Annotated in this window: 28 protein-coding genes, 3 pseudogenes and 1 riboswitch; of the genes and pseudogenes, 10 read left to right on the forward strand and 21 right to left on the reverse strand. The window is 29.5% G+C overall.

Going from position 1 to position 26,072, the window contains the following annotated elements; translation table 11 throughout:
* A pseudogene (locus FYJ33_RS12675) lies at positions 1-183 on the reverse strand (helix-turn-helix domain-containing protein); the annotation flags it as partial.
* A gap of 568 nt (positions 184-751) precedes the next feature.
* Between FYJ33_RS12675 and FYJ33_RS12680 the strand changes: the two are divergent.
* The 5 genes from FYJ33_RS12680 (at position 752) to FYJ33_RS12700 (ending at position 3,924) form a co-directional block, all read left to right on the forward strand.
* Positions 752-1,150, forward strand: coding sequence for a class I SAM-dependent methyltransferase (locus tag FYJ33_RS12680; RefSeq protein ID WP_235900848.1), 399 nt, complete (start codon positions 752-754; stop codon positions 1,148-1,150).
* 293 nt (positions 1,151-1,443) lie between these two features.
* Positions 1,444-1,818, forward strand: a complete 375-nt coding sequence (locus FYJ33_RS12685) for a GntR family transcriptional regulator (RefSeq protein WP_154532092.1) — start codon at positions 1,444-1,446, stop codon at positions 1,816-1,818.
* A 2-nt stretch (positions 1,819-1,820) separates the two neighbouring features.
* A complete protein-coding gene (locus FYJ33_RS12690; protein WP_154532093.1) occupies positions 1,821-2,678 on the forward strand; it encodes an ABC transporter ATP-binding protein in 858 nt (285 codons plus the stop codon).
* Positions 2,678-3,322: an ABC-2 transporter permease gene (locus FYJ33_RS12695; RefSeq protein ID WP_154532094.1), complete on the forward strand. Its 645-nt coding sequence runs from the start codon at positions 2,678-2,680 to the stop codon at positions 3,320-3,322. Before FYJ33_RS12690 ends, FYJ33_RS12695 begins: the two co-directional genes overlap by 1 nt.
* Before the next feature lie 425 nt (positions 3,323-3,747).
* Positions 3,748-3,924, forward strand: a complete 177-nt coding sequence (locus FYJ33_RS12700; protein ID WP_154532095.1) for a hypothetical protein — start codon at positions 3,748-3,750, stop codon at positions 3,922-3,924.
* Positions 3,925-3,976: 52 nt separating this feature from the next.
* Here the strand turns inward: FYJ33_RS12700 and FYJ33_RS12705 are convergent, their stop codons facing one another.
* The 12 genes from FYJ33_RS12705 to FYJ33_RS12760 all read right to left on the reverse strand — a co-directional run bounded on the left by FYJ33_RS12705 (position 3,977) and on the right by FYJ33_RS12760 (position 17,281).
* Entirely contained in the window at positions 3,977-4,495 is a 519-nt protein-coding gene (locus FYJ33_RS12705; protein WP_154532096.1) for a hypothetical protein, read from the reverse strand.
* Between the two features lie 2 nt (positions 4,496-4,497).
* Complete coding sequence (locus tag FYJ33_RS12710) at positions 4,498-4,695, reverse strand: helix-turn-helix transcriptional regulator (RefSeq protein WP_321106732.1); 198 nt, start codon at positions 4,693-4,695, stop codon at positions 4,498-4,500.
* 203 nt (positions 4,696-4,898) lie between these two features.
* Positions 4,899-7,262 carry a DUF2207 domain-containing protein gene (locus FYJ33_RS12715; RefSeq protein ID WP_154532097.1) on the reverse strand — a complete coding sequence of 788 codons (2,364 nt, stop codon included), beginning with the start codon at positions 7,260-7,262 and terminating at the stop codon, positions 4,899-4,901.
* 45 nt (positions 7,263-7,307) lie between these two features.
* Positions 7,308-9,593, reverse strand: a complete 2,286-nt coding sequence (locus FYJ33_RS12720) for a DUF2207 family protein (RefSeq protein ID WP_154532098.1) — start codon at positions 9,591-9,593, stop codon at positions 7,308-7,310.
* 6 nt (positions 9,594-9,599) lie between these two features.
* On the reverse strand, positions 9,600-10,148 hold the full coding sequence (locus FYJ33_RS12725) for a LemA family protein (protein WP_154532099.1): 549 nt from the start codon (positions 10,146-10,148) through the stop codon (positions 9,600-9,602).
* A 40-nt stretch (positions 10,149-10,188) separates the two neighbouring features.
* Complete coding sequence (locus FYJ33_RS12730) at positions 10,189-12,045, reverse strand: DUF2207 domain-containing protein (protein WP_154532100.1); 1,857 nt, start codon at positions 12,043-12,045, stop codon at positions 10,189-10,191.
* 422 nt (positions 12,046-12,467) lie between these two features.
* Positions 12,468-14,237, reverse strand: a complete 1,770-nt coding sequence (locus FYJ33_RS12735) for an aminopeptidase P family protein (protein WP_154532101.1) — start codon at positions 14,235-14,237, stop codon at positions 12,468-12,470.
* 119 nt (positions 14,238-14,356) lie between these two features.
* Positions 14,357-14,869, reverse strand: coding sequence for a hypothetical protein (locus tag FYJ33_RS12740; RefSeq protein ID WP_154532102.1), 513 nt, complete (start codon positions 14,867-14,869; stop codon positions 14,357-14,359).
* A 176-nt stretch (positions 14,870-15,045) separates the two neighbouring features.
* Positions 15,046-15,702: an HAD family hydrolase gene (locus FYJ33_RS12745; RefSeq protein ID WP_154532103.1), complete on the reverse strand. Its 657-nt coding sequence runs from the start codon at positions 15,700-15,702 to the stop codon at positions 15,046-15,048.
* Positions 15,703-15,725: 23 nt separating this feature from the next.
* Positions 15,726-15,929, reverse strand: coding sequence for a hypothetical protein (locus FYJ33_RS12750; RefSeq protein WP_154532104.1), 204 nt, complete (start codon positions 15,927-15,929; stop codon positions 15,726-15,728).
* 41 nt (positions 15,930-15,970) lie between these two features.
* Positions 15,971-16,615 (reverse strand): HAD family hydrolase, encoded by a 645-nt coding sequence (locus FYJ33_RS12755; RefSeq protein ID WP_154532105.1) that lies wholly within the window; start codon positions 16,613-16,615, stop codon positions 15,971-15,973.
* A 156-nt stretch (positions 16,616-16,771) separates the two neighbouring features.
* Complete coding sequence (locus tag FYJ33_RS12760; RefSeq protein WP_154532106.1) at positions 16,772-17,281, reverse strand: peptidase M56; 510 nt, start codon at positions 17,279-17,281, stop codon at positions 16,772-16,774.
* A 299-nt stretch (positions 17,282-17,580) separates the two neighbouring features.
* Here FYJ33_RS12760 and FYJ33_RS12765 point away from each other — a divergent pair.
* A pseudogene (locus FYJ33_RS12765) lies at positions 17,581-18,000 on the forward strand (PocR ligand-binding domain-containing protein); the annotation flags it as partial.
* On the opposite strand, the gene FYJ33_RS12770 reads toward FYJ33_RS12765, so the two are convergent.
* Positions 17,975-18,877, reverse strand: a complete 903-nt coding sequence (locus tag FYJ33_RS12770) for a PTS transporter subunit EIIC (RefSeq protein ID WP_328598703.1) — start codon at positions 18,875-18,877, stop codon at positions 17,975-17,977. The pseudogene FYJ33_RS12765 and the gene FYJ33_RS12770 sit on opposite strands and share 26 nt — an antisense overlap.
* A 128-nt stretch (positions 18,878-19,005) precedes the next feature.
* On the opposite strand from FYJ33_RS12770, the pseudogene murQ reads away from it, so the two are divergent.
* The 3 genes and pseudogenes from murQ to FYJ33_RS12780 all read left to right on the forward strand — a co-directional run.
* Positions 19,006-19,200 (forward strand): annotated as a pseudogene (gene murQ, locus FYJ33_RS17030) (N-acetylmuramic acid 6-phosphate etherase); the annotation flags it as partial.
* A gap of 7 nt (positions 19,201-19,207) precedes the next feature.
* Positions 19,208-19,444, forward strand: a complete 237-nt coding sequence (locus FYJ33_RS17035) for a hypothetical protein (protein ID WP_407928911.1) — start codon at positions 19,208-19,210, stop codon at positions 19,442-19,444.
* Positions 19,445-19,483: 39 nt separating this feature from the next.
* Entirely contained in the window at positions 19,484-20,320 is an 837-nt protein-coding gene (locus tag FYJ33_RS12780) for a MurR/RpiR family transcriptional regulator (protein ID WP_154532108.1), read from the forward strand.
* Positions 20,321-20,491: 171 nt separating this feature from the next.
* Here the strand turns inward: FYJ33_RS12780 and FYJ33_RS12785 are convergent, their stop codons facing one another.
* The 4 genes from FYJ33_RS12785 to FYJ33_RS12800 form a co-directional block, all read right to left on the reverse strand.
* Complete coding sequence (locus FYJ33_RS12785) at positions 20,492-21,007, reverse strand: GrpB family protein (protein WP_154532109.1); 516 nt, start codon at positions 21,005-21,007, stop codon at positions 20,492-20,494.
* Complete coding sequence (locus tag FYJ33_RS12790; RefSeq protein WP_154532110.1) at positions 21,004-21,576, reverse strand: histidine phosphatase family protein; 573 nt, start codon at positions 21,574-21,576, stop codon at positions 21,004-21,006. The genes FYJ33_RS12785 and FYJ33_RS12790 overlap by 4 nt, the downstream gene beginning before the upstream one ends.
* Positions 21,577-21,590: 14 nt before the next feature.
* Positions 21,591-22,322, reverse strand: a complete 732-nt coding sequence (gene nagB, locus FYJ33_RS12795) for a glucosamine-6-phosphate deaminase (protein ID WP_154532111.1) — start codon at positions 22,320-22,322, stop codon at positions 21,591-21,593.
* Positions 22,323-22,424: 102 nt separating this feature from the next.
* On the reverse strand, positions 22,425-23,150 hold the full coding sequence (locus FYJ33_RS12800; protein ID WP_154532112.1) for a GntR family transcriptional regulator: 726 nt from the start codon (positions 23,148-23,150) through the stop codon (positions 22,425-22,427).
* A 245-nt stretch (positions 23,151-23,395) separates the two neighbouring features.
* Between FYJ33_RS12800 and nagA the strand changes: the two genes are divergently transcribed.
* Positions 23,396-24,535 carry an N-acetylglucosamine-6-phosphate deacetylase gene (nagA, locus tag FYJ33_RS12805; RefSeq protein ID WP_154532113.1) on the forward strand — a complete coding sequence of 380 codons (1,140 nt, stop codon included), beginning with the start codon at positions 23,396-23,398 and terminating at the stop codon, positions 24,533-24,535.
* A 242-nt stretch (positions 24,536-24,777) separates the two neighbouring features.
* On the opposite strand, the gene FYJ33_RS16710 is transcribed toward nagA, so the two are convergent.
* From FYJ33_RS16710 to FYJ33_RS12815, 3 genes are read right to left on the reverse strand one after another with little or no spacing between them, the layout of a single operon-like run.
* Entirely contained in the window at positions 24,778-24,912 is a 135-nt protein-coding gene (locus FYJ33_RS16710) for a hypothetical protein (RefSeq protein ID WP_268891466.1), read from the reverse strand.
* Between the two features lie 43 nt (positions 24,913-24,955).
* The gene (locus tag FYJ33_RS12810; RefSeq protein WP_154532114.1) at positions 24,956-25,321 is read right to left on the reverse strand and encodes a zinc ribbon domain-containing protein; all 366 of its coding nucleotides are present in this window, start codon (positions 25,319-25,321) and stop codon (positions 24,956-24,958) included.
* Positions 25,322-25,343: 22 nt separating this feature from the next.
* Positions 25,344-25,829 (reverse strand): methylated-DNA--[protein]-cysteine S-methyltransferase, encoded by a 486-nt coding sequence (locus FYJ33_RS12815; RefSeq protein WP_154532115.1) that lies wholly within the window; start codon positions 25,827-25,829, stop codon positions 25,344-25,346.
* A gap of 136 nt (positions 25,830-25,965) precedes the next feature.
* Positions 25,966-26,071, forward strand: a riboswitch (TPP riboswitch).
* The last annotated feature ends 1 nt before the right edge of the window (position 26,072 follow it).

The raw sequence follows: 26,072 nt of genomic DNA on the forward strand, positions 1-26,072 counted from the left end.
TACTAAATGTTCATATTTTCCGTTTATAGGCTTGTCCTTAACCGCAGTTAGGTTATATTTTTGTTCGGGATTTTCAATCGCCCGTTTTACGGTCTTTCGATGTACTCCTATCTTTTTGGCTATACTTCTTTGACTAAGCCCTTCGTTAAAATAAAGATATCTGATATAATCATATTGTACCATTTCAATCACCTTTCAAAATCCTCCCACTTATATAAAATGTCGACAATTTTATTATAAATGGAGGAGTGGTTGAGTGGTACATTTTTTGTTTAGCAGAAGTTAATTATTGGTACACTTTTAGATTAGCATAAGCAATCTATATTTGATAATTTCATCATAATATTAAAATATCAAAATTTTATCTTTTACGTATTTCTAAAATTAATGCCTACAATGATATACACTTCTCTCTTATAACGAAAAAAGTACACTTAGTGTACTCCTTTCAACTAACAAATTTAACAAAGATATTTAGGTTACGAAAACAATTACATTGTTTTCACTCCTTTATTGTAAGACATTATAATCTTCATTGCAATAGTTTACATAAATTTTAATATTTTTTCTAATATATACATAAAATCCAAATAAACATTACTTATATACAACTACCAATTTTTCATATCTGTGAATTTATTCAATATTTAAGAATATTATTAATTGTATTTTATTTCATGCTGATTTATGCGTAATTAATGATAATATTAAGAATGCACAATTTAATCTTTATCTTAGAGCGGATTAAAATATGGATCAGCAGAAATATGAAAAATTACTTAATATAAAAACGCAGGGTGATCAGAAAGAATTTTATAGATCAATACATTACCATAGATATGAGCCCACATCTTATCACGTATTTGAAACTTTATTTCAAGAATTTAATATATACGAAAATGATAACTTAATAGACTTTGGTTGTGGTAAAGGCAGATTAAATTTTTACGCTAATCATTTCTTTAATGTTAATGCTAAAGGAATCGAAATGAATTCATTTTATATAGATGAATGTAATCACAACAAAAAAAGCTACTTTGAAAAACATAACAATAAGGAATCTAAAATAGAATTTTTTAACACTCACGCAGAAAAATATAAAGTAGAGAAAGACGAAAATCACGCTTCTATTATACTACCCTTCAGATGATTATATATATTATCTTGAAAATGATTCACCATTTACATTAGATAAAGAAGTTTGCATCTATCCAGAATATAAAAAAAATCATAGAGAAAAAGTGTCCATTTATACCTTCGGATAATCTTAAACTTCACTAATCACAAAGTAACATAAGGTGAAGGTCATGTTTAACTTTAAATATGACCTTCACCTTTTTAATTAGTAATTATATTTTTTATAAATATCTATTGACATATTGTGTATATAATCATATACTGTGTATATACAGTATATACAGTATAACAACTTGAGGTGCTTAAATGGAAATAATTATTAGTAATTCAGATCAAAAACCAATATATGAGCAGATATCAAGCCAGATAAAAAACATGATAATCTCTGGTGAACTAAGCGAGGGAGAACCCCTTCCAAGTATGAGACAGCTTGCAAAGGATTTAAGAATAAGCGTAATCACAACTAAAAGAGCTTACTCCGATCTTGAAAGAGATGGTTTTATAGAAACAGTTGCCGGAAAGGGATGTTTTGTAGCTGGAAAGAACTTAGATTTTATTAAAGAAGAAAAGCAGAAAAAGGTTGAGGAATATCTACAGAAAGCTGTTGATATCGCCAAATCGAGCAACATATCATTACCAGAAATAACTGAAATAATAAAAATTTTATATGAAGGTGAGTAAACATGGAAAATATATTATCAGTAAAAAATTTAACTAAATCTTATCCACGATTTAAACTTGATAATGTTTCTTTTGACATTCCTCGTGGTAGTATTATGGGTTTTATAGGTGAGAATGGTGCTGGTAAAACTACAACAATTAAATCTATATTAAATCTTATAAAAAAAGACAGTGGAACTATCACACTATTCGGCAAAGAAAACTATGAGAATGATGTTACCATTAACGAATCAATAGGTGTTGTCTTTGATGATAACTGTTTTCAAGAAACAATGACTATAAAAGATATTAATAACATATTAAAAAGAATTTATAGGCAATGGGATGAAAATACTTTTTATAAATTCATGGATAAATTCAAACTTCCAGATGATAAAACTATAAAAGGCTTCTCAAAAGGTATGAAGATGAAACTTTCTCTAGCTGCTGCCATGAGCCATCATGCAAAACTACTAATTCTTGATGAAGCAACAAGCGGTTTAGACCCAATTTCAAGAGATGAAATTCTAGATATATTCCTTGATTTTATTCAGGATGAAAATAATGCAATACTTTTATCATCACATATAACATCAGATCTAGATAAGATTGCAGATTATATTACTTTTATTCATGAAGGCAAGATTGTCTTTTCAAAGAGCAAGGATGAACTTCGTGAAAATATGGGTATTGTTAAATGTGGAGCAAGAGCTTTTAATGATATGGATAAATCTCATATCATACGTTATAGAAAGAGTAATTACAATTATGAGGTACTTATTGATAACAGACCTGAATTTATGAAACATAACAATGAAACTGTCGTTGAAAGATGTACAGTTGATGATATAATGCTATTCTACGTAAGAGGTGAAAAATAATGACTGGATTAATTTTAAAGGATTTTATTAATTTAAAAAAATATATAAGAATACAATTAGCTATCATAGTATTTTATTCTGTAATCTTTCTGCCACAGGGAAAAATAGATTTCATATGTGCATTCTTTGTTTTTTTAGGTGCTTTCCCAGTAATGAGTGCAATAGCTTTTGATGACACTTCAAAATGGAATTCATTTGCTACCACAATGCCAATTGAAAGAAAAGACCTTGTATTAAGCAAATATCTTCTAATGATAATTTTCCTATTATGTTCAGGATTATTATGCTTTATTCTATTAACAGTATCATCAACATTATCTAACTCATTAGATATAAACAAGACAATTTTTATGACAGTATTATATTTTTGTTTAGGCATAATCTATGACAGTATCAACATGCCGATAATTTTCAAGTTAGGATCTGAAAAAGCAAGACTTGTTATGCTTCTTGTATTATTCATACCTGTTGGTTTGACATTTGCATTATCTAAAGTAGTTTCTAAAACTGATATAACAAACTTATCTAATATCTTTAATCGTTTAGCAAACATAATACCAATATTGGCTATCGGAATAACTATAGTAATAGCTTTAGCATCATACTTTATATCTACTAATATTTTTGCGAAAAAGGAATTTTAAATAAGGAGGTATAAAAAACGTCAGGTTTAATTTTAAAAGACTTTATAGTTTCAAAAAAGAATATATTAATAATCTTGTTGATCACTGCTGTCGATTCAGCTTTATTTATCCCCAACGGAGATTCAAGTTTCTTTAAGATGTTTTTTATGCTTTTAGCTCCAGCACCAATTATTGATATCATTCAAGCTAGGATCAACTAAATCACTTTATGTACTTGCAGCATTGTTTATGTTAGCTATATGCATATTATTCTATTTTACAAAGTTGATTCCTCCTGTAAAAGTAACATCACTTATGAATATTATTAATAGCCTGCATTACATGCTGCCTATTCTAGCTGTTGGTATAACCTCAATTCTAACATTTGCTTCATTTCTCGTCTCAACAAATATCTTTGCAAAAAAAGAGTTTTAAGAGGTGGCGTAATGTTTTATTCAATGAAATTCAGAAGAAATGTTTTTTTAATTGTCACTATAGGTTTAGATATAAAAATTATAGAAGATTTAATTAATCATCATACTAATAATATATGGATTCTAGGAATTTTAATAATATTATCATTAATTGGTGCACTACAATGTCATAAAAATATAACTAAATAGCTAAATCAAAAGGTCCGTATCAGATACTATTGATACAGACCTTTTGATTATTCTAATCATCAAATTCGTTAATAATTTTATTATATTGTTTTACGCTGTGTTCTCCCCAAATATAATCAGCTAAATAGCTCACAATAAACAGACCAGTAAATTCGAGGAAAAAGCTCACCATCATTGAAGCACTTTCAGATAGGTTAGGAATAAGATAAATATCTATTGCATCTTTTACTCCAAAACAGTATACAGCTATACTTGCTGCAGTTAATCCTCCTGCAAATAATATGCTATCAAACAGATATGATCTTTTTCTATTTGACTTTGCTTTTGGTGTCATATTTTTATCAATTTCTTTTCCAGATAGAGTATTAGGAATCATCACTTCTTTTTCAGATCTTAACACCACACATATAATAATCGGCATTAATACAAGTAATCCTATTTCCCATGTACAATTAAATATATCCTTTGTGCTGATAAATTTGTAAAATGTCTCAACTAATAAGTAAATGTAAGTTACTGCTACTGTTATAGCTAGCGGCTTTACTGAGTTTAGTTTTTGTCTTTCATCCATTTTTAATTCTCCTCCCAAAATAGATCATTTAATGTTTTGTTTAATGCTTTGCAAATATTAATACAAAGATTAAGAGTAGGATTATATTTTCCTGCTTCAATCATGCCTATTGTCTGTCTTGTCACCCCAACTAATTGTGCAAGTTCCTCTTGTGACAAATCAGATTCAACTCTTGCCATTTTCATTTTAATATTTTTCACAAAAGCACCTCCCCTATGTATCTATAGTAATATATTTCCGCCTTAATGTCAACTATATATTGCATTTTGTATGGAATATTTTCCTCTGTTAGTCTCATATGAATTATAACGAGTCTACTATACAAAAAAGAGATTCACAAGCATAACGCATGTGAATCTCATATTATTATTAGGTATCTGTTATTTTAATTGCTAATTTAATTCTACCAGCTTGAGCCGCCGCCACCGCCTGAGCCGCCACCTGAGAATCCGCCACCATCAAATCCACTAGAACTTGAAGATGCTGGAGCTGATGTCATATCACTTGTCACTGTATTCATATTATCAATTATTCTGCTCAATGCAAAGCAATCAAACGTATCAATGTTACCATCATACCAAGAAGGTGGCTCCATTGTAATTTTTCTAAACTTATCCTTCCATACATCTGTAACTCCCAGCACTTGAGCATAAGGAAGAGTATTATAGAAATACTCTGGATCATCTTCTATTAGAGCTTCGAGTCTTTCTTTCTCAGCAGTCATCATAAACTCCTTAAAACCAAGTATTCTAGATGTTATATCCACATTATACCTACTTTTCTTAGATAGAAATGCTGTAACAAAAAATGAAGCAAATAATAAAAATACTGTACAAAACACAATACTAAAAGGAATTATATTATACATATAATTGCCTAAAAATACGCAAAAAATAATAAAATACATAACTACTTCAAATACAGTCCAAAAAGTTTTTCTTCCTTTGCTCATTCTATAAAAATCATTGAATTTGCATGTTATTCCGTAAAATAAGATTAATCCTATCATTGAAAAGACTACTCTAAAGAAAACATCAATTGAATCATAACCGCTTTCTGCAACTCTACTCATTACTAATGGTATAAGTGGTATAAAAGATACAATAAAGTATAATTTACGTACTATAGATGATTTTTTATTATAAAGAGATTTCTCACCTTTAAATACTTTCTTCACACTACTAGCTGCTGTACTAACATCTTTATATATTGAATCCTTTAAATCATTACTACATACAGTCTTACGATTACCATTAAGAAATATACTATTAAACAAATCAATCTCAAACTGCTGATGCTTATCATCAAGAGTATCTTGCATAATTAGTTTAAATCCGTCACTCTTTTTACCTTTATCCTTAAATTTAATCTTTATATGATTATGTGATGCCCAATAATATATAAGACTTGTTATATCGTCATTACTGCAGTAACCATTCATGATATAAGCTGCTTCAACACTGCTAATTCCGTCTGGAGGATAGAATTCTACAATATGATAAAGTTTCTCATCTCTACCAAACATAAAATATAGTATAATTGCTATTACAAAAATAATAGCTGCAAATATTAAAGAAGTAACTGCTGCTTTTGGCATAGGCCTTGTAAAAGCATCCATATTTGAATCTATTGTAAGATCTAAGCTCTGATTTCTTTTTAAATTTTTCTTATTAGTTATTGTAATTACATTATTATTTTTCGTAGTATCACATTCTGCTCCAGAAACAGAATACTTATTTATTGGTACATAAGAATTGATTACAGCTTTGAGGTTTTTAATTTTATTTTCTCCAAATGATGAAAAAAGATTGAATTTAAGTTTTGAAAATATAGGCGGCTTAATCTTATAACTTACAGTAAAGTCATATGTGTCAATTTCTTTTGGAATACATAAAAATCGATTCTCTGAAATTAGTTTTATTTTATCATTACTGCATTTAAAATCATAAAGCTTAGAGCCGCTTTCATAGCCTTGAAGCACTGGTAACATTGCATCACTTGCTAGTCCATTCATATCTATACTATATGACTTCTTAACGATGTACTCCTGATTTTTTGTTATATCAATATTTGTTTCTTCGCTGTTTATAATACAATTATATTGATATTTAGGTGCAGAAGAAAAGTCACCCTCATTAAATTTAGCATTTATTGTAATAGCATTATTTTTATCTATTTTCTTATCACTATTAATACTTATTATGTTATCATTAACACTACATTTTACACCAAGTTTATTTTCTTTTGAACCATATGTTCCACTTGTTATTTTATAATCATTTAGAGTCATCATAAATGGAAATGTAATTGTTGAATTAAATTTCTCTATGCTTGTATCCCATTGAGAACCAAGTACATCAAGATATAAATAATCACCATCCTCCTCTTCATCAGCATAATGGTTTAGTGTATATTTTATTATATATGACTTATCTCCTTTTATCTCCTTATCCTTATCACCAATTTTAATTTCGACATTATATCCATTAGTTACAGTATAGGGAGCCCCAGCTACAGAAACATCACTGACAGTCCAAGACTCAGCACTTCCTACTGTAGGAATTTTTCTAATAATACCATGTTTTCTTTCACTAAAATAAACATCTATCTTTTCAGTAACAATGTATTGCCTACTACTATTTACTTTTACATCAACATTCATATTTTTTATATAATATCCAACATCAGAAGCATATACTGAAGTTGGTTTAATAAAAAATAAGATAAACATAAACGATAGAAATAAAATCCCTCTATACTTTTTCATTAACTATCCCCTTTCACTTGTACTGAACACTTCATAGATTAAGGATTAAAGCGCAAGATGTATTAATATATCAAAAAGAACATTAAATGTGAATTTAGCTGTACTCTTATACCATGACGGTGGTATTAAAGTTATATCCTTAAATTTATCTGTCCATGTATTTGTTACATTTAATACCTGTGCATAAGGTAGCACATCATAAAAGTAATTTGGATCATCATTTATTAACATCTCAAGTCTGTCTTTTTCAGCAGTCTCAAGGAATATCTTAAATCCTAATACCTCTCCTGCAAGCTTTGCCTTATACTTGCTAATCCTTGTAATAAATGCACTAATAAATAGCCCTGTCATCATAAGCAGTATAGAACCTGCAGTTACATACCAAGGAATAATTCTGTGACTGTATATTTTATAATTTATAGCGAATATTATAGAACCTGCCAAAGCTGCAACAACTATATTTCTGATTTTTTTTATATTGCTAAGTCTATATAAATTATTTAGAGAAGATGCAAAACAATAAAATATAATCATTGAAAAGAATGATACAAATAAAATAAGTGCTAAACTTATTTTATTAAACTCTATATAGCTTGCTATAAGTCTTGTTATTATAAGTGGTATTATAGTAATACAGCATAAATATAATGTTTTTGAACTTTTTTTCTGCGCAAGCTCATCCTCAAGACTTCTATCTCCCCTAAAAGAAAATTGTACCTTTAACCTAGCTTTAAATATTTCGCCAAGTAAATTCCTACGCAATTGATCAGAAGTTACTCTTCTGCCATCACCTTTGCTAAATATTTTATTAAAAAGTTTGATTTCATAATCTCTATGTCTATTATCAAGATCTGATACCTTTTCAAGCGTAAATTTAGCTTTCTCACCATCATTATCCATAATTATATTTAAGTGTTTATGTGATGCCCAGTAAAATATTAATGATGTTATATCTGAACTTTTCATAGCACCATTTAGTATAAAAGCAGTTTCTACAGTATTCAAACCCTCAGGTGGATAAACACCAACTACAGGTGTTACCTTTGGATCTCTGCCATACCTAAAAAATCTAAATAACGCAACTAGTACACATAAAGCAGCTGTAACTACAGATAAGTATGTTGTTATTGGACTTGGTCTTGAAAATGCATTCTTATCAGTTATTATATTAACTGTTATATTCCCTTGACATTTTAAATCTTCTGTATTTTCCACTATTATTTCATTATTTTTCTTTGATGAGTTATACTTGACATTTGACATAACATTATAGTCCTTAATAGGAACTTCACTCTTTATTATGAACTTTGACTTCTTAATATCTGTGAATCCAGAATGATCCCTTAGATTAAAAATAATATCATCGTCAAGGACTGGTATTGCTATATATGATACTGTAAATTCATAAATCCCCTTATCATTAGGCAGATACAAATACTCAGAATTGCTTTCATATCTAATATTTTCATTCTTACATCTCACGTCATGAATCTTTAGAACACCATGACTGCTTAAAAACTGTTTTAGATTTATCTTCACATCAGAATTATTTACAGTTATTTTATATTTCTTATTAACCATATATTCCTGAGCTTTATTGATACCTATATTTGTTTCTTCATCATTTATTATATAATCAACTTTCTTTTCAGGCGCTTTCATAAATGCATTATTTTCAAAAGTAGCATTAACTGTAATAGGTGCATACTTATAAACAATGTTGTCAGCTTTAACATTTATAACGTTACCCTGTTGATTACATTCTGCTTTATTAAGACATTGATTACCGTTTTTAGCATAATAAGAACTTTCACTACTTAAGTTAACATTCTGCATATGCATATATGGTGGATATTTTATAACTGCATTAAAATGCTTAATAGTTAGAGGCCACTTTGACCTTAAAACATCTATAATCATTTTATCTTTTGTTTTATCTTCATCTTTATAACAATTTAATGTGTATTTTATAGTTACCTGTTTCTTTGATTTTTTAAAATAACCATTGCTTTTTAATACAATATTGCTACCGTATAATTCATAATCCACACCTGAAACTGATATGCCACTAACACTATAACAAGAAGAATCTGAATTTCCCAAAAGGTCCGTCTGAATATAATTTTTTGTTCCATTGAAACTAATATCTAGTTTTTCTATTACTTCATACTGTTTCTTATCATTTACTTCTACTAGTACTTCCATATTTTCAACATCATAAGGAAGTTTCTTTACTGCTCCCAGAAATAAATCACTTAAAAAATATTTGAAGAAAATTATCATTAGTATAATTAAAACTATCGACAAAATTTTATACTTTTTCTTTTTCATTTTATATTAGAACTCAACCTTTACGTTTTCTCTTTCTTCTTCTTTTATTGTAAAGTATTCTATTTCCTTTACCCTTGCTAAAGAAGCCACAATACAACTAGGAATTTTTCTAGCATATTCGTTAAGCTGTCTAGCTGAACCATTATAATATCTACGTGATTTTTCAATTTCCCCTTCAATATTAGTAAGTTCTTCTGATAACTGCTTAAATTGTAAATCAGCCTTTAGTGCAGGATAACTTTCCTTAAGCATTAATAATTTAGAAAGTGCATTACTTAATTCTCCTTCAGCTTTTGCCCTCTCCTGAATATTCCCATTTAATGCATTTCCTCTTGCTTCAACAACCTTCTGAAATGTTGTCTTTTCATGTGATGCATATCCTTTTACTGTAGAAACAAGATTTGGGATAAGATCATATCTCTTTTTAAGAAATACATCCATACTTGAAAATGCCTCATCAACTTTTGCTTTTAATGAAACAAATTTATTGTATGTGATTACAAACCACACCAAAATTATTAAAAGAACTACTCCTAAAGATACTAAAAAAATCAAAATAACTTCCCCCTTAATTAAATTGTTAATTTACATTTAATTATACCATTATGTTACTCCCATTCAAAATACATGAAAGAATATAACTGAAATATATTTCACTTTCATAGAAATCAGCATATAATATTTTTTTCATTTTATTTATAAAGATCTTTTCATCATCTAAAGCTACTATATAAGGAAATACTTTTTTATAATATTGATCATTATAACTTAACAGCATATTAAGTTCTGCTGTATCTTTATCATTAAAGAAATTGTGTAATCCAAAAAGATAATGCTGCTTTTCCTTACATACCTCATTACACTTAATTGGATGATTCCTAATAGTAATAGACATAAATAAAAATATTATAGTCATAAAAGTAATAATGAATGGTGTTGTCTTATATATGAACATAAGACAGATCACCAAGAAAAATGGTACTGATACAAATATCCAGATGTATCTATATGAAATATTACCCTTAGACTTGTTTTTATAAGCTATGTTGCATCGCTTCGTTAAATGTGAATATAACTTAAGTAATAACACTCCAATAGCAAGGTATATTCCAAACTTAGTAATCATATCTCTACTCTCATTAATTCTGTCGTAAATAAGACAAACAACAGTAATATACATACTGAAATTAATTATATACCTCAATACTGAAGGAATTTCACATAATATTTTCTCATTTTCCATATTCGCCAGAAACTTCTTCTTTATAGATGAATACATTTTATACATCATATTACTACCATTTTTCTTATTGATAATAACTTCGCTGCTTTCTAAAAATAAATTATTAAACATATCTATCTCATAATCCTGATGTTCACCATCAAGATGCCCTAACTTTGTTATCTTAAAATTATATCCATCATTATTTCTAAATGACTCAATGTTTATATGTTTATGAGAATACCAGTAAAAAATAAGTGATGATGCACTCTTCTTTGAAAACTCACTGTTAAATAAATATCCTGCTTTTAAACTGTCAATAAATTCAGGTTCATAATACCTATTTTTAGCTGTAATAATTTCAGTTTTGCAGTACTTTTTATATACAAAAAGTGATAAAAAAAAGCAAATCGCAGCACTGAAAAATTTAATAAGTCCGCTTATTTTCATTGGTCTAGTAAATTTGCTCTTATCAATATCCAGTTCTGCATCAATTATTGTGTTCTTATTAAGATAGTCATTGCTTTCTATCTTTATATTTCTAGATGACTTGTCAACTTTTATTCTATCTTTAATATCATCATCACAATCAATCCTACAATCTTTTATAGGTACTGCGCTGTTTATTTTAAAATTCATCTTTTCAACATTCACATTCTTTGATCCATTATATATACAGAATCTCACATCAGAATCAAGCGCAGGTTTCTGCTTATATGTTACTGTAAAATCAATACGTCCTTTTTTCTTCGGTAATTCTAATGAGTCATAAAATGAATTAATTCCTACTTCATTACTACTACACTTAAAATCATAAATTTTATCAAGACTTGCTTCAATATCCATAATCCTTAAAAAGTTATCATCTTCATTTTCTTTTAACATTTCTATTGAATACTTCTGCGTCACATAATATTCCTGCTGTCTTGTAATATGTATATCAACATCCATATTTTTTATAACATAATTATATTTAAAGTCTGGAATATTCTTAAATGTGCCTTTATCAAGTCCTACTTTCATCTTTATGCTTCCGCCAGTTTCTATTGTGCTGTTTTTTGATAATTCAATAATATTATCATAAATTTTCTGTTTTACATTCAAATCATTTCCATCATAACTGTTGTACTTACCACTTAACAGCATTATATTTTTTGAATCTATTCTACATGGCATATTTATTTTTGCGTAAAAGCTTTTTATGTCACCATCATAATAATCCTGCAGCACATCAAAGTTAAATAAATCCTCTTTATTATCTTTTCTCTTATAATAATCAATTGTATATTCAATTATGAACTCTTTATCTCCATTAAATCCTGCATCTCTATCACCAATTACTATATTACTAGTATAGTTATCTTTATCAAATTCAAACTTTTGACCAATTACATTTACCTTGCTTACATTTATGTACTCATCATCAATTTGAGTATTAATAGTTTTATAAAATGCCTCCTAATGATAGCTCATAACTTTTACTTATTTATCTATTTTACTACATTTTAATCATTCCAACCAGTTATTTGCATTTATGTGTGTGAAATTTGAATGTTTAAATTCTTTATTAAATATAATGAGTAATACTTCATCTAAAACAAATAAATCAGTATGCTTTGCATACTGATTTATTATCTGTTCTTAATTCTAAATTATATTGTTCTAGTTTCGTGTTTTAAGAATTCTTTTTCCACTTCATCTAGATATGGACTAAGTTTTTCATAAACCATTTTATGATAGTCGTTTAGCCAAGCTAATTCTTCACTTGTAAGCATAGTCTTATCAACTCCGTCAAGATCAATCGGACAATATGTTACAGTCTTAAGCTGATAGAATGTACCACAGTCAGTTTCCATAAACTTAGTTACAACCACCATGTTTTCAGTTCTTATACCATGTTTGCCTTCCTTATAGATACCTGGCTCATTTGTAAGGTTCATATTAAGCTCTAGTGGAACATTTATAAGTCTCTGGCTGAAATTTTGTGGGCCTTCATGAACACTAAGCAGGAATCCTACACCATGACCTGTTCCACACTTGTAATCAAGACCATTTTCCCACATAGGAAGTCTGCATATAGCATCTAAGTTTGCGCCAGTTGCACCTTTAAGGAATTTAACCTTTGCAAGATCTATATGACTTCTAAGAACAAGTGTAAAGTCTCTCTTTTCCTCTTCTGTAAGCTTTCCTAAAACAATTGTTCTTGTTATATCTGTAGTACCATCTAGATACTGTCCGCCTGAATCAACAAGGAATAACCCTTCTTTTTTCAGTTCAACGTCAGTATTCTCTGTTGCCGAATAATGCATCATAGCTGCATGATCTTTATATGCTGCAATAGTTGCAAAACTGTCTCCTTTAGCTAAATTCCCTTCTGCTCTTAATGCTGTAAGTTTTTTAGTAGCAGACATCTCTGTAACTTTCTGACTGCCTACATTTTCTTTAAGCCATTTGATAAATTTAACCATGGCAACACCATCTTTTATCTGACAATTTTCAAAATTCTTTAGTTCTATATCATTTTTTACAGCTTTTAAATCTGTAGTTATATTTCTCTCTTCAACTACATTTTCTTTATTAAGTCTGCAGTATAAAGATGCATTAACCTTGGCCGGATCAATAAGAACTCTGCCAGTCAGTTTTTCAGTATCGCTTTCAATCATATCATAATCAAGTACTGTAATTCCTTCATTGTTTAATGATTTTTCGATTTCTTTAGATACCTTGTCTTTATCTATATAAAGTTTTGCACAATCTTTAGTTATTATGGCAAATGATAAAACAACAGGAGTATAGATAACATCATTACCTCTTATATTAAACAGCCAAGCTATATCATCAAGTGAAGTTATTAGATAGCTTTCTGCGTTCTTATCTACCATTTTTGCTCTTACTTCTTTTAGTTTTTCAGATGCGCTTTTGCCTGCATACTTCGTTTCAAGGATATATATATTATCTTTGGGAAGCTTAGGTCTGTCAGACCAAGTTTCTTCTAATAGATCAAAATCCATATTTATTTTAAAATTGTTTTCTTCAGCTATTTTTTTAAAAGTCTTATAGTCATTTGCGCTGTAGCATCTTCCATAGAATCCAAGAGTCTCACCTGATCTTACGTTTTTCTTAAGATACTCATGTATTGTGTCATATCCAGGTGTAGCAATCTTCATTAGGTCTATGCCACTTCCCTCAATCTGTTTTGCTGCCTGTATAAAATATCTGCCATCAGCCCAAAGCTTTGCACAGTTTTCTGATACAAGAAGTGTTCCTGCTGAACCTGTAAAACCAGATACATACGCTCTTCCCCTATAATAATCAGGTACATATTCACTCTGATGTGCATCAGCACTTGGAATCAAGTAATGATCTATGTTGTGTTTTTTCATAGATTTTCTAAGCTCTCTCAAATTTTCTATATTATTCATTTGTGTAGCCCCCTTTTATCTGTACTATATAAATAAATGATAATTATTAAATACATCTTTGTTTATTTTACATATATACTCATATATTACACTTTTTCGTTAGCCATTTCAATCAGTTACTATTCTACAAACGGATTATCATTAGAATGATTAATCTCATAAATCTGTTTAGTCCCAAGATAACTTAATGTATATGCAATAAGTTCTATAAAATCGCCTAAATATATTTCATAGGTAGCTGATTTTGCAGTATTTAAATTATTGCGGTTATAATTCAAATAAAAATTAAAATATTGGCTTCTAGAAACCTGTAGAAGAACGCTCTGAGCAATTAGCAGAATTTCTGCTCCCGCTAATGCTGGTATATCAGGATCAGGATCCACTAATTCTTCTCTATTAGCTGAATATTTATTATTAATTACTTGCATACCATAAATAGTTGATACATACCAATATAGATATCCTGCAACAGATGCTAGCTGACCAAAGGCCTGATATGTTAAAAGCTGATAATCGTATGCATCTATAAGCCTTTGCATTAACGGAAAATCATTTTCAGAACTATTACTTTGATTATCTTTATCATCATTCAAGTTATTAAAAATTACCTCTCCAACTTCATCAATATCCATGCAACACACCTCCTAATATTTAGTTATATTCAAAAAGTGCTTTCTATGTTATATATTTAATATCATATGTGAAAAAAGCTATGATAAAAAATCGATTAAAATATGTGATATTAACATGCGATGTGAACAATGATTATTGAAGAGCACGTAAAAACTTTAAATGACACTTAATTTATCTAAATTAAATCTTTTAAATATCCCTTAATCTCAACAAGACTTTTAAATTGTCGTTCTGATAAATCAATTATTAGATCATCTGCCTTTTTTAAATCCTCAACATGAATAGATCTTATTCCTGCATTATAAGCTGCTTGAATGCCTGCAGGTGAATCTTCAATTACAACGCAGCTATCCGTGTTCATTCCCAACTTCTTTGCTGATACTAAGAATATTTCAGGATTAGGCTTTGATGTCCTTACATCATCGGCACAAACTATGACATCAAAGATTTCTTTTAAGTCTTGAATCATAAGCTGCATTTCTAATTTTTCCTTTGATGATGATGTAGCAAGTGCCATTTTTATTTTGTTTTCTTTTAAATAGTCAAAAAGTTCAATAGCACCCTTCTTAACAGGAACTTCTCCACGTAAAATAGCCTTTTTAAGTTCTTCATCGCATTCAGCAAACATCATAGTAGTATCAAGTTCCTGACCAAATTTATCATGTAATATTCCTATAATACTGTTTCTATCTCTTCCTATAAGCGAGACATAAAATTCCTCAGTAATCTCCAATCCATGTCTTTTGTAAACATTCTTCCAGATATTCATGTAAACACGTTCTGTATCAAAGATTACACCATCCATATCAAATATTACTGCTTTTACTGTCATAACCCATCCTCCATCTAATTATCTTACTTTATTTTTAATAAGAATATTGCACAAATTGTTATTACTGCTATACATATACCATCAATCACAACAAATTTTTTAAGAATATCTTTAACATCACCTTCTTCTTTTCCTACTGCTTTACCTAATGATTTCTTTAACCATATAAACGTACCTAATGACACGATAATGCTTATAATCGTTAATATTAGTAGTAATATTTTCATTTTTTAATTCCTCCTAATATAAAATAAGAATTAATCTTGTTTTATAAATAATTCATTATTTCTCTAATGTTTTTAAGCTGCTTGTCTGAATATTTTTTTATTTCCTCATCAGCTTCCTTTAAATCTTCTACATGGAATGACACCATCGAAGCATTATATGCTGCCTTTATTCCTGAAGAAGAATCTTCTATTACAATACAATTAGATGGTTCAACATCTATATTTTCAGCAGCCTTTAAAAAAATATCTGGTGCTGGCTTTGCATTTTTTACATCATTGCTACAAACTATAGCATCAAAATACTTCTTTACATTATCTTCTGTAAGCTGTAATTGAAGTCTTTCTTGTCTTGCTGATGTTGCAAGCGCTATTTTGTAACCCTTATTTTTTAAATATTTTAAAACATCCTCTGCACCATCTTTCAATGGTACAAGTCCATTTCTAACAATGTTCATTAGTTTTTCATCTTTTTCTTTGTACATTTTTTCTATTGGTAGTTTATCACCATATTTATCAAAAAGAATTCTTTTAATATTTTCAGTCCCCTGGCCCATCAATGGCAGATAAAAATCTTTAGTCATTTCATGTCCATATTTTTTAAATACTTCAGTCCAAACCTGAAGATATATTCGTTCAGTATCAAAAATAACACCATCCATATCAAAAATTACACCATTAATATTCATAATCTTTTTTTATTCCTCCGCTTAAAAACTTTGCTCTAATTATAACATATATTCCATAAACACTATAAAATATAATTTTTCTTTTTCAATGCAATTTCCCAGATAATAAGAAAGCCACCTTTATATAGTTGTTACCATATAAACGCAGCTTTTTAATTATTCAATAAACTTTACACTTTTAGCAATATCATTAATATGATATTTATCAGCATATATAATTATATAATCATATACTTCTCCATTAATAATGATAGACTTTGGTGATTTAAAAACTACTTCAGCAGTATTCTGATACTCACTAAACTGATCTGATGATGGTTCAATAAGCCTTCCTTCAACATTATCTATCGTTATCTTGGATATTCTTGGGTTGCTACCATATGGTTTTGCTACATGTTCAGCATCAATTCTAGCTATATCATCAACTGTCATATTAATTCCTGTTGATGCTACAACTTGAAAAAATCCATTAGGTCCCTCATATCTTTCTTTATAATTATAATTCTTAACCCATGTACTTTCATACTTTAATGATATTTTATATAAATCACTTTTGAAAGATTTCATCTCTTCTGCTTTTGTAAAATATGTGTAACTTCCAGTTAATACTGCACAAAAACAAAATGTTATCAGAAATAATACTATAAATTTATTTTTTCTACTCATAAATTTCACCTACCAATAAACACATTTGGGATTATTATGCGTACTATACCATTTCTTATACATAATATTCACTTATAATCTAAGATCATTGCAAATTCTAGTTGTTTTAATTTAAATTTAGCAGCAATATTGAGAATGTAATTCCTTTACCTTTCGATGAAAATTTGATATATCCACCTTGATACGGAATTATGTTTTTCGAAAATATTCCTTTTACTTCATTTCATCATTTTCCAGCATTTTTTGCAACAGATATAAATTTCAAGTTTTTATATACGATATTATAGTCAACTAACAAAGGTTGTGAAAGATGTGCTGCATCACACAACAGAATGGGACAAGAGGCAGCAAAAACTAATAAGCCTTTTGTTGGAACTTGTCATGCCGGTCTTATAGATTTTTCTGCACCTATTAAAGTTGAAGGAAAATTAATTGCTACTGTACTTGGTGGACAAATTTTAGATAGCGCTGTTGACATAGCCCACCTAAGAAGAACTGCTTCTGAAATAGGGGTAAATGCAGAAAGCTTAGTTTCATCTTCAGAAAATATAGTAAAAGTAAATAGAAAGAATATTGAAGCTGCTGCTGAAGTTTTATACATTGTAGTAAATTCTATGGCCCAGAATGGTTATAACTCAATTAAAATTGCCACTCTTTCAAAAAAATTAAGCGATAACTTCATTCAGGCCTCTGCTACACAGGAATATGAAGTGAAGTAAATGCATATTTTGCATTATTTTCATGTGCTTTTTTTATTATTTCTTTATTCTTTTCAAATCCAGTTCCAAGACAAGCTGTTAATATATAGCCACCAATAGCTCCTAGCTTTGTATATATGAAGTCTAATCCTCCAAAGATTCCAGCTGTTAATCCTGCTCCTATTGGCTGTAAAACAAGCAAAGTAACTAACGCACCAATTATAACTGTAAATAGTGGTGCAAAGAATGTCTGAAGTATATCAGGCATAATTTTACGTATTTGTTTCTCAAGCCAAGCAAAGAATATACTAGCAATAAGTGCCGCTAATAGTCCGCCTGCTGCAGGGTTGTACACCTTTCCTGTAAAAGGAAGAAGAACTTCAGTTTTATTAAACTTAGTTAATAAAGGCATCCCTGCATTGGCTATACACATTGCACCTGCAAGTGCACCAAGAATTGGTGAGCCTTTAAATTCTTTTGCCGCATTCATACCCACAAAGATTGGTAAGTATTCAAATAGTGCCCATCCTATTGTTCTAATACATTCATACCACCATATACCACTTAAAGCACCTTTTGATGAGACATTAATTACATTACATATACCATTAATAAGACCAGCTGCGATAATTCCAGGTAATAGTGGAACAAAAATATTGGCAATTCTTCTTAAGAATCTTTGTACAGGATGATTCTGCATTGCTTTTCTTTCTGCCTTATTTTCTTTAGCAAGTTCCTCAGCTGTCGGTTCTTCAGCTGTTCCTAAGGGAATTCCAGTAAGTTCTGCAAATTCAGCTCCGATTTTTTCTACTTTTCCTGGTCCAAGAACCACTTGTAGAGTATCAGATTCGACAACACCTAAAACTCCCTCAATACTCTTTATAGTTACTACGTCCACATTAGATGCATCTTTAAGTTTAATTTATTAACTTTCAAAAAATAATTTTCTCATTTTACATGCATAGTTTGAAAAAAAATTTCATTCCCTGTATAATATGTATCAGTAAATGTATGTTATTGTTAGTTCAATTAATATATATAGGTGCCGGTACCAGTGGCAGACTTGGTGTGCTTGATGCTAGTGAATGTCCTCCAACTTATGGAGTTGATCCTGATCTAGTCCAAGGAATCATAGCTGGTGGTTTTAGCGCACTATTAAAAGCTAAAGAAGGTGCAGAAGATTCTCTTACTCTTGCAAAAGATGATTTAAGAAGTATATCATAATCTTATGGTTGATGTTAAGCCTACAAATGAAAAGTTAATATCCCATGCAAAAAATATAATTATATCTTGTACAGACTGCAGTTTGGAAGAAGCAGAAAAATATCTTAACCTAAGTGGTAAAAACGTAAAAGCAGCTATTCTTATGATACTTACGGGCAAAGACAAAGATACATGTATTGATATGCTTTCAAATAAAAATGAGAATATCTCAAGTGCAATAAGATCATTATATGAGAAATAAAATTCATATATTATATAAATCAGAAAGGTGGTAAAATAAATGGGATGTCTTTATACTATAAAATCCTGCAAAAACTTCACTACTACAGAACAAAAAATTGCAAATTACATTTTAAACAATGTAAATGAAGCTATGTATACTTCTACACAGGAATTAGCTCGTAAAACTGATACGTCACCTGCTGCTGTCATACGTTTTTCAAAAAGGATGGGCTATGCAGGTTTTAGAGAACTTAAAGTGGACCTTGCAAAGGATAATAGTGAAGATGTACCACTTTTTTCTGAAAAGATCTATAGTCACGACTCACTAAAAACTATAATCAAGAAATCTAAATCATCTGATTCGCTTGCCGTTGAACAAACATACAAACTATTAAAACTTGATACATTTGCAAATGCAGTTGAAGCATTAAAGAAAGCAAAAAAGATTTATCTTTATGGGATAGGAAGTTCTAGCATATGCTGTACAGATTTCGCACAAAAACTTTCACGTCTTGGATATAACGTAGTGTTTTATTCTGATTTTCACACACAGTTAGCAGCCACAACTCACATAACAAAAGATGATGTTGCACTGGCTATAAGCTACAGTGGCAACACTAAAGAAGTCAACACAGCTATAGAATATGCAAAATCTAAAGATACTACAATTATTGCAATAACTCAGTTTATAAAAAGTCCGCTGATGAAGTTTGCTGATTTAGCTTTATACGTTCCAACTCAAGAAAAAGATTTAAGACTAGGAGCTGTGACATCAAGAAATGCATCACTGATACTCACAGACCTTCTTTACCTAGGCATGATTTCGGAGGATCTTGATAAACATAAGGAGAACCTAATAGCTTCTAGAAATCTAGTTAATAAGTTAAGAAAATAATCACAGAACTAACACATAATTTTAATCAAAGTAATAAAAATAAATATAAATTTTAGGATTTAAACTCTCTTTCGGGAGTTTTTTCTTTTCTCTGTTCTATTAATTGTGATTACTAATTTACATTATATAAGTATATTATTGATTTATATAAATTAACTTAAAACAATTAATTTATACAATTCCAGCTTCTCTATATAATTTCTCTATTACTGGACTTTTATATTCTATATATTTTTCAATATTATCAGGATACAAAGCTGCAGCCTCTTCTTTAATTCTGCTATATTCTTCAACAGCTTTTTTATGACATCTTAAATAATCTCTAAATAATATATGACGTTTTAGTTCAGTTGAATCCTTGGTACAGACATAAATATGATGAATCATAAACTGTGGTTTATTCTCATATTTAAATGCTTCTCTACCTGGTATTCCAAGATTTCCTTCATATGCATATCCAAGCCTGTTTAATCCATGAAGCACTTCATCAAATGAAGCATAATCTTTTATTACAATATCTATGTCGATTATAGGTTTTGCAGATAAACCTTTAACTGATGTACTGCCAACATGCTCAATAGATATTACCTTACCATTAAGTTCCTTTAAAAGTTCATCCTTAATTTTATTGAATTCATCATTCCACTTTTGATCATATGGTAGAACTACAACATGTTTTGTTCTCATTTATTAACACTCCCTTTAACTTCTGTTGTTATACTTATACATTTTTCATCTTCAAATACCATCTTCACAACCAATGGCATTTGATTTTTGATTTTTATAAAATCTTCGTATCCATATGTATGATCATAATAATTAATTATAGTACTAAGTGCTGTTCCATGAGTTCCAATTACTATGGTTTGTCCATTATATTCATTTAAAACTTTAGTTAATGCATTTATATTTCTACACTGTACTTCTTTTAAGCTTTCTCCACTTTTGAGTTTGTAATTAAAATCCAACCATTGATTTTTGGTATAACTATTAAAATCATCAATCCAGCCATCTATTTTTCTTTCCCTAAAATCATCGACAGTCTGTATTTCAACTTGAAACTTAAAGGCTATATTTCTTACAGTATCTATAGTCCTTAAGAATGGGCTGGATAAGACTGCATCTATCTTTTTATCATTAAAGAATGTAACTAGATTATAAGCATCTTTTTTCCCCTTATTACTAAGTGGCCTTATAAAATCTTCGTGAATTGATAAATCCGGTTCTGCATGCCGCACAAAATAAACTTCTGTCATACTTACTGCCTCCATCATAATTTTAATTTTTCTGCAATTTCTTTGTCAATTATAACAGTAACATCATTATGCATCTGAAGCATTGTTGCTGGACATTCTGTTGTGATTTTCCCGTGAAGAAGCCTACTTATAGCATCTGCTTTACTCTTACCACTAGCAACAAGTATGATTTTTCTAGCTTTCATTATCTGACCAAGTCCCATAGTAAGTGCAGTTTTAGGAACATCATCAATACAGTCAAAAAATCTCGAATTAGCCTTTATTGTACTTTCAGTAAGCGGTGTTACATGTGTTCCTGCAGTCAATTTTCTATTAGGTTCATTAAATGCAATATGACCATTATTACCAATACCAAGAATCTGAAGGTCAATCCCGCCTAAATCAGCAATCACTTTATCATATCTTCTGCCTTCTTCCTCAAGATTTTTAGCTAATCCATTTGGAACATAAGTGTTGTTTTTATCTATATTAATATGATTAAAAAAATTAGTATTCATAAAATATCTATAACTCTGGCTGTCATCTGGGCCAATTCCAATATATTCATCTAGATTTACAGTTTTAACCTTTGAAAAATCTATAACGTGATCTTTATTCATCTCAATAAGATACTTATACAACCCTATCGGCGTACTTCCTGTTGCTAGTCCAAGCACAGCATCGTTCTTTTTTATAAGAAGATTTTTTATGATATCTGCTGCTTTTCTACTCATATCATTATAGTTTTCTGTTAATATTACTTTCATCAATAAACATCTCCTTTAATATTTTATAATGACAAGCCATATTTTCCACAACAGGTAATTATCAGTTATGGCAATAAAACATTTGCTCATTATTTTATCTACTTAATTATTAAGTGTTACTTTATATTTAAACTTATCTCCTCTAGCTATACTTACTGTATATTCAACGATTTCTTTATTTTCATATGTGATTCTTTCAATCTTAAGACCTGGCGCTCCTTCATTAATACCAAGATAGATGCTTTCAAGCTTGTTGATTACTATAGCTTCAAATGTTTCCTCTGCCAGCTTCATACTTATATTAAATTCGTCCTTGAATATGCTGTATATTGATTTTTTCATTAGCATTTCTTTTTTAAGACCTTTAAATTTCTCATAAGGTAAATAAGTCACCTCAAACATCATAGGTATATCATCAGCAATTCTTATTCTGGAAATCTTATAAACAAGTTCTTTCTTATTAATAGCAAGCTTCCTTGCTGTTTTATCGTTAGCTTCCATTATTTCAAAACCTATAAGTTCTGATTTTGGAACTCTTCCAAGCTTTTTCATTTCATCTGTGAATGAATAGAAATTAATCAAATCCTGTTTTGCTTCTTTTGAAGAAATAAAATTTCCTTTCCCTTGAATCTTATATATATACTTGTTTTTTTCAAGCTCATCAAGTGCTTGTCTTACAGTAGTTCTACTAACACCATATTTTTCACATATTTCTCTTTCTGAATCAAGCTTATCATTTTCATTCATATAATTTTCTATATCATGTATTAGTATTTTCATAAGCTGAATATACTTAGGTGTTCTTAAACTATCATCGATTTTATTCATAATAAAACAATGCTCCTCTATTTTTATTATATCATCAGAAAATTATAGTAAGCAACGCCAACTGGTAATTACCTCTATACCTTTATAATATACTTAATTCATTTTATAGTCAACATAATAAATTTTTCTAGTAAATTTCCTATATTCATTATATTTCATTGCTTTCTATTGTATTTTTTTAATAAAAGCATATAATTAACAATATCAACTGGTAATATCCAATAATAGATTTTGAGGTGATAATAATGATAATAAAGAATTGTAACATCATATATTTAAATAAGATTGAAAAAGGTTCTGTTTTAATAAAAGATGGAAAGATTGATAAAATTAATCCTGAAGTTATAAACAATGATCAAGAAATCATAAATGCAGAAGATTTATTCCTATCTCCAGGATTTATCGATGTACATATACATGGTGCAGGTGGATATGACACAATGGATGGTACAGAAGAAGCAATTAATAATATTGCAAAAACAATTGTTAAGCATGGAACAACTTCTTTTGTTCCTACTACAATGACAATGTCAATTGAAGATATCCATAAAGCAGTAACAGCAGTTAAAGCTGTTAAAGAAAAAGGGTCCGACGGTGCTATTGTCCTTGGAGCTCATCTTGAAGGTCCCTTTATAAATCCAAAAGCTATTGGTGCTCAAAATCCAAAATATCTAATAAAACCATGTGCAGAAAATTACGATAAGATGGTTGCAGGGTGTGAAGACTCTATTGTTTCTATAACTGTCGCTCCAGAAGTTCCTGGCTGCCATGAACTGATTGAATATTTATCAAGTAAGGGTATTACCTGCAGAATGGGACATACAAAAGCAACTTATGAAGAAGCTATTGAAGGAATAAAATGTGGTATAAGCTTTGGTACTCATCTTTTTAATGCTATGACAGGATTTACACATAGAGAACCAGGTACCGTAGGTGCTATATTCGATTCTAACATAACAACTGAAACAATTGCAGATGGAGTTCATATATCATATCCAGCTCTTAGGATTACCTATAGGCAGAAAACTACTGATAATGTTCTTCTTATAAGTGATGCTATGATGGCATGCTGCATGGATGATGGTGATTATTCACTAGGAGGACAAAAAGTAATTCTTAAAAATAATGCAGCAAGGCTAGAAAACGGTGCACTTGCAGGTTCTGTGCTTACTCTTGACAAGGCTGTCAAAAATGTTTATGAAAACTGTAACATTCCTCTTAATGAAGCAGTAAAAATGGCTTCATATAATGGTGCTAAGCACTGTGGTATTGATGATCATAAAGGACTTATTAAAGAAGGCTATGATGCAGATTTAGTTTTATTTGATAAAGATATTAATGTAAAAAAAGTATTCGTAAAAGGTATGCTTAAATTCTCAAAATAATTTGTGATTCCTTCAGAAATTAATTTTAATGACTAGAAAATTGTATTAAAGATAGTGAAATTTTAATGCTGTAAAGCGTTTAAAACAAAGGACTTACAGGTTAATTCAATAAAATGGTACAATGCTATTTCATCCGTTTATAATTCGAGGGTTGCAAGACATATAAAGAAACGAGGTCGGCTTCGGAATATGTCTTACAACCCTTATTTACGCTTGCACTATACTGTTATTTTTTTGAACATCTATTTTTGTTCAGTTTCAGCAATCATTTCTGACTTTTCTTCTTGCTTTTTACCAGTATTAGCTATGTATCCAACTGCAGCTATAACTGCACAAGATGCAGCAGACAAAATAAGTAATTTTTGTTTGAGTTTCATAGTTCAACCTCCTATTATTAATTTATTATCTAAACTTTAGTATTTATAGTTTACTTCCACACTTTGGACAATAATCAAAATCTTCAAAAGTTGTAAAGCCACAGTTATTACATCGTTTTGCAGAATATCCTTTCCCTTCAAAACGCAGAATATCTGGATTTATACTTGTTATTGTTCCATTTTCAATGCCTTTACCAATATCACTGCTTATTTCTGATATTGAATTACAACAATTCATCCTCACGTAATATCTCTTATTCCACTTAAAAAGAGGAATAAAGAAAAACATAAAATATGTGTATCTCATAAAAACTTCTACGTGGCCATATTTACCACAACACTTACAAATTACAAGCTGATCAAAATTCAGCTTTACTTCTTTATCACTTATTCCCATTATGAAAAACATAGTACTTCCTCCATAAAATCTACTATAAAGCTTTTTCCAGCTGAAGAAGGTATTCTTTCATAGGTAGTCCCCCTCCATAGCCCACCATGCTGCCATTCTTGCCTATAACCCTATGGCATGGCACTACAATTGCAATTGGATTCTTGTTATTAGCACCACCAACAGCCCTTACAGCTTTAGTATTTCCAATAGCCTTAGCTATATCGCTGTAGCTCCTTGTTTCTCCATAAGGGATATCACAAAGGGCTTTCCAAACTTTCATCTGAAATTCAGTACCTTCAGCATTTAGCGGCAAATCAAATACTTTTCGTTTCCCTTGAAAATATTCGTTTAATTGTTCTACTGCTTTTAAGCATAACTTATAATCTTTATTAGTTTCGTCTATAGCCTCTCCTTTGACAAAGTTTTCGTCTTCTACAGGCTCGATAAGTATTATTTTTTCATTTCTAGATGTTATCTTAAGTATTCCTACTGGTGATTTATATAAAACTGACACTTCATCCTTCATAAATTGTTCTCCATTCACCATTTTTAATCAATTATAACATAATTCAAAAGTAATATAACAATAATTTAACTATAACTAACATAATTATATTAATATAATTTGACATTATTTGTATTATTTGATAGTATGAAGTAAATAAATATTTTAGGGGAGCTTATAAATAGGCTGAGAGGAAGATGTTAGCTTCGACCCTTATACCTGATTTGGATAATGCCAACGTAGGAAGTTTTATAAAGATACTAA

The sequence above is a fragment of the Inconstantimicrobium porci genome (genome assembly GCF_009696465.1).
In the GTDB taxonomy this organism is placed as follows: Bacteria; Bacillota; Clostridia; order Clostridiales; family Clostridiaceae; genus Inconstantimicrobium; species Inconstantimicrobium porci.

Excerpts from the sequence above, each read along its gene's own strand:
- FYJ33_RS12680 (WP_235900848.1), top strand. The coding sequence starts at position 752 with ATGGATCAGCAGAAATATGAAAAATTACTTAATATAAAAACGCAGGGT.
- FYJ33_RS12685 (WP_154532092.1), top strand. The coding sequence starts at position 1,444 with ATGGAAATAATTATTAGTAATTCAGATCAAAAACCAATATATGAGCAG.
- FYJ33_RS12690 (WP_154532093.1), top strand. The coding sequence starts at position 1,821 with ATGGAAAATATATTATCAGTAAAAAATTTAACTAAATCTTATCCACGA.
- FYJ33_RS12695 (WP_154532094.1), top strand. The coding sequence starts at position 2,678 with ATGACTGGATTAATTTTAAAGGATTTTATTAATTTAAAAAAATATATA.
- FYJ33_RS12700 (WP_154532095.1), top strand. The coding sequence starts at position 3,748 with ATGTTTTATTCAATGAAATTCAGAAGAAATGTTTTTTTAATTGTCACT.
- FYJ33_RS12705 (WP_154532096.1), bottom strand. The coding sequence starts at position 4,495 with ATGGATGAAAGACAAAAACTAAACTCAGTAAAGCCGCTAGCTATAACA.
- FYJ33_RS12715 (WP_154532097.1), bottom strand. The coding sequence starts at position 7,262 with ATGAAAAAGTATAGAGGGATTTTATTTCTATCGTTTATGTTTATCTTA.
- FYJ33_RS12720 (WP_154532098.1), bottom strand. The coding sequence starts at position 9,593 with ATGAAAAAGAAAAAGTATAAAATTTTGTCGATAGTTTTAATTATACTA.
- FYJ33_RS12735 (WP_154532101.1), bottom strand. The coding sequence starts at position 14,237 with ATGAATAATATAGAAAATTTGAGAGAGCTTAGAAAATCTATGAAAAAA.
- FYJ33_RS12740 (WP_154532102.1), bottom strand. The coding sequence starts at position 14,869 with ATGGATATTGATGAAGTTGGAGAGGTAATTTTTAATAACTTGAATGAT.
- FYJ33_RS12745 (WP_154532103.1), bottom strand. The coding sequence starts at position 15,702 with ATGACAGTAAAAGCAGTAATATTTGATATGGATGGTGTAATCTTTGAT.
- FYJ33_RS12750 (WP_154532104.1), bottom strand. The coding sequence starts at position 15,929 with ATGAAAATATTACTACTAATATTAACGATTATAAGCATTATCGTGTCA.
- FYJ33_RS12755 (WP_154532105.1), bottom strand. The coding sequence starts at position 16,615 with ATGAATATTAATGGTGTAATTTTTGATATGGATGGTGTTATTTTTGAT.
- FYJ33_RS12760 (WP_154532106.1), bottom strand. The coding sequence starts at position 17,281 with ATGAGTAGAAAAAATAAATTTATAGTATTATTTCTGATAACATTTTGT.
- FYJ33_RS17035 (WP_407928911.1), top strand. The coding sequence starts at position 19,208 with ATGGTTGATGTTAAGCCTACAAATGAAAAGTTAATATCCCATGCAAAA.
- FYJ33_RS12780 (WP_154532108.1), top strand. The coding sequence starts at position 19,484 with ATGGGATGTCTTTATACTATAAAATCCTGCAAAAACTTCACTACTACA.
- FYJ33_RS12785 (WP_154532109.1), bottom strand. The coding sequence starts at position 21,007 with ATGAGAACAAAACATGTTGTAGTTCTACCATATGATCAAAAGTGGAAT.
- FYJ33_RS12790 (WP_154532110.1), bottom strand. The coding sequence starts at position 21,576 with ATGACAGAAGTTTATTTTGTGCGGCATGCAGAACCGGATTTATCAATT.
- nagB (WP_154532111.1), bottom strand. The coding sequence starts at position 22,322 with ATGAAAGTAATATTAACAGAAAACTATAATGATATGAGTAGAAAAGCA.
- FYJ33_RS12800 (WP_154532112.1), bottom strand. The coding sequence starts at position 23,150 with ATGAATAAAATCGATGATAGTTTAAGAACACCTAAGTATATTCAGCTT.
- nagA (WP_154532113.1), top strand. The coding sequence starts at position 23,396 with ATGATAATAAAGAATTGTAACATCATATATTTAAATAAGATTGAAAAA.
- FYJ33_RS16710 (WP_268891466.1), bottom strand. The coding sequence starts at position 24,912 with ATGAAACTCAAACAAAAATTACTTATTTTGTCTGCTGCATCTTGTGCA.
- FYJ33_RS12810 (WP_154532114.1), bottom strand. The coding sequence starts at position 25,321 with ATGTTTTTCATAATGGGAATAAGTGATAAAGAAGTAAAGCTGAATTTT.
- FYJ33_RS12815 (WP_154532115.1), bottom strand. The coding sequence starts at position 25,829 with ATGAAGGATGAAGTGTCAGTTTTATATAAATCACCAGTAGGAATACTT.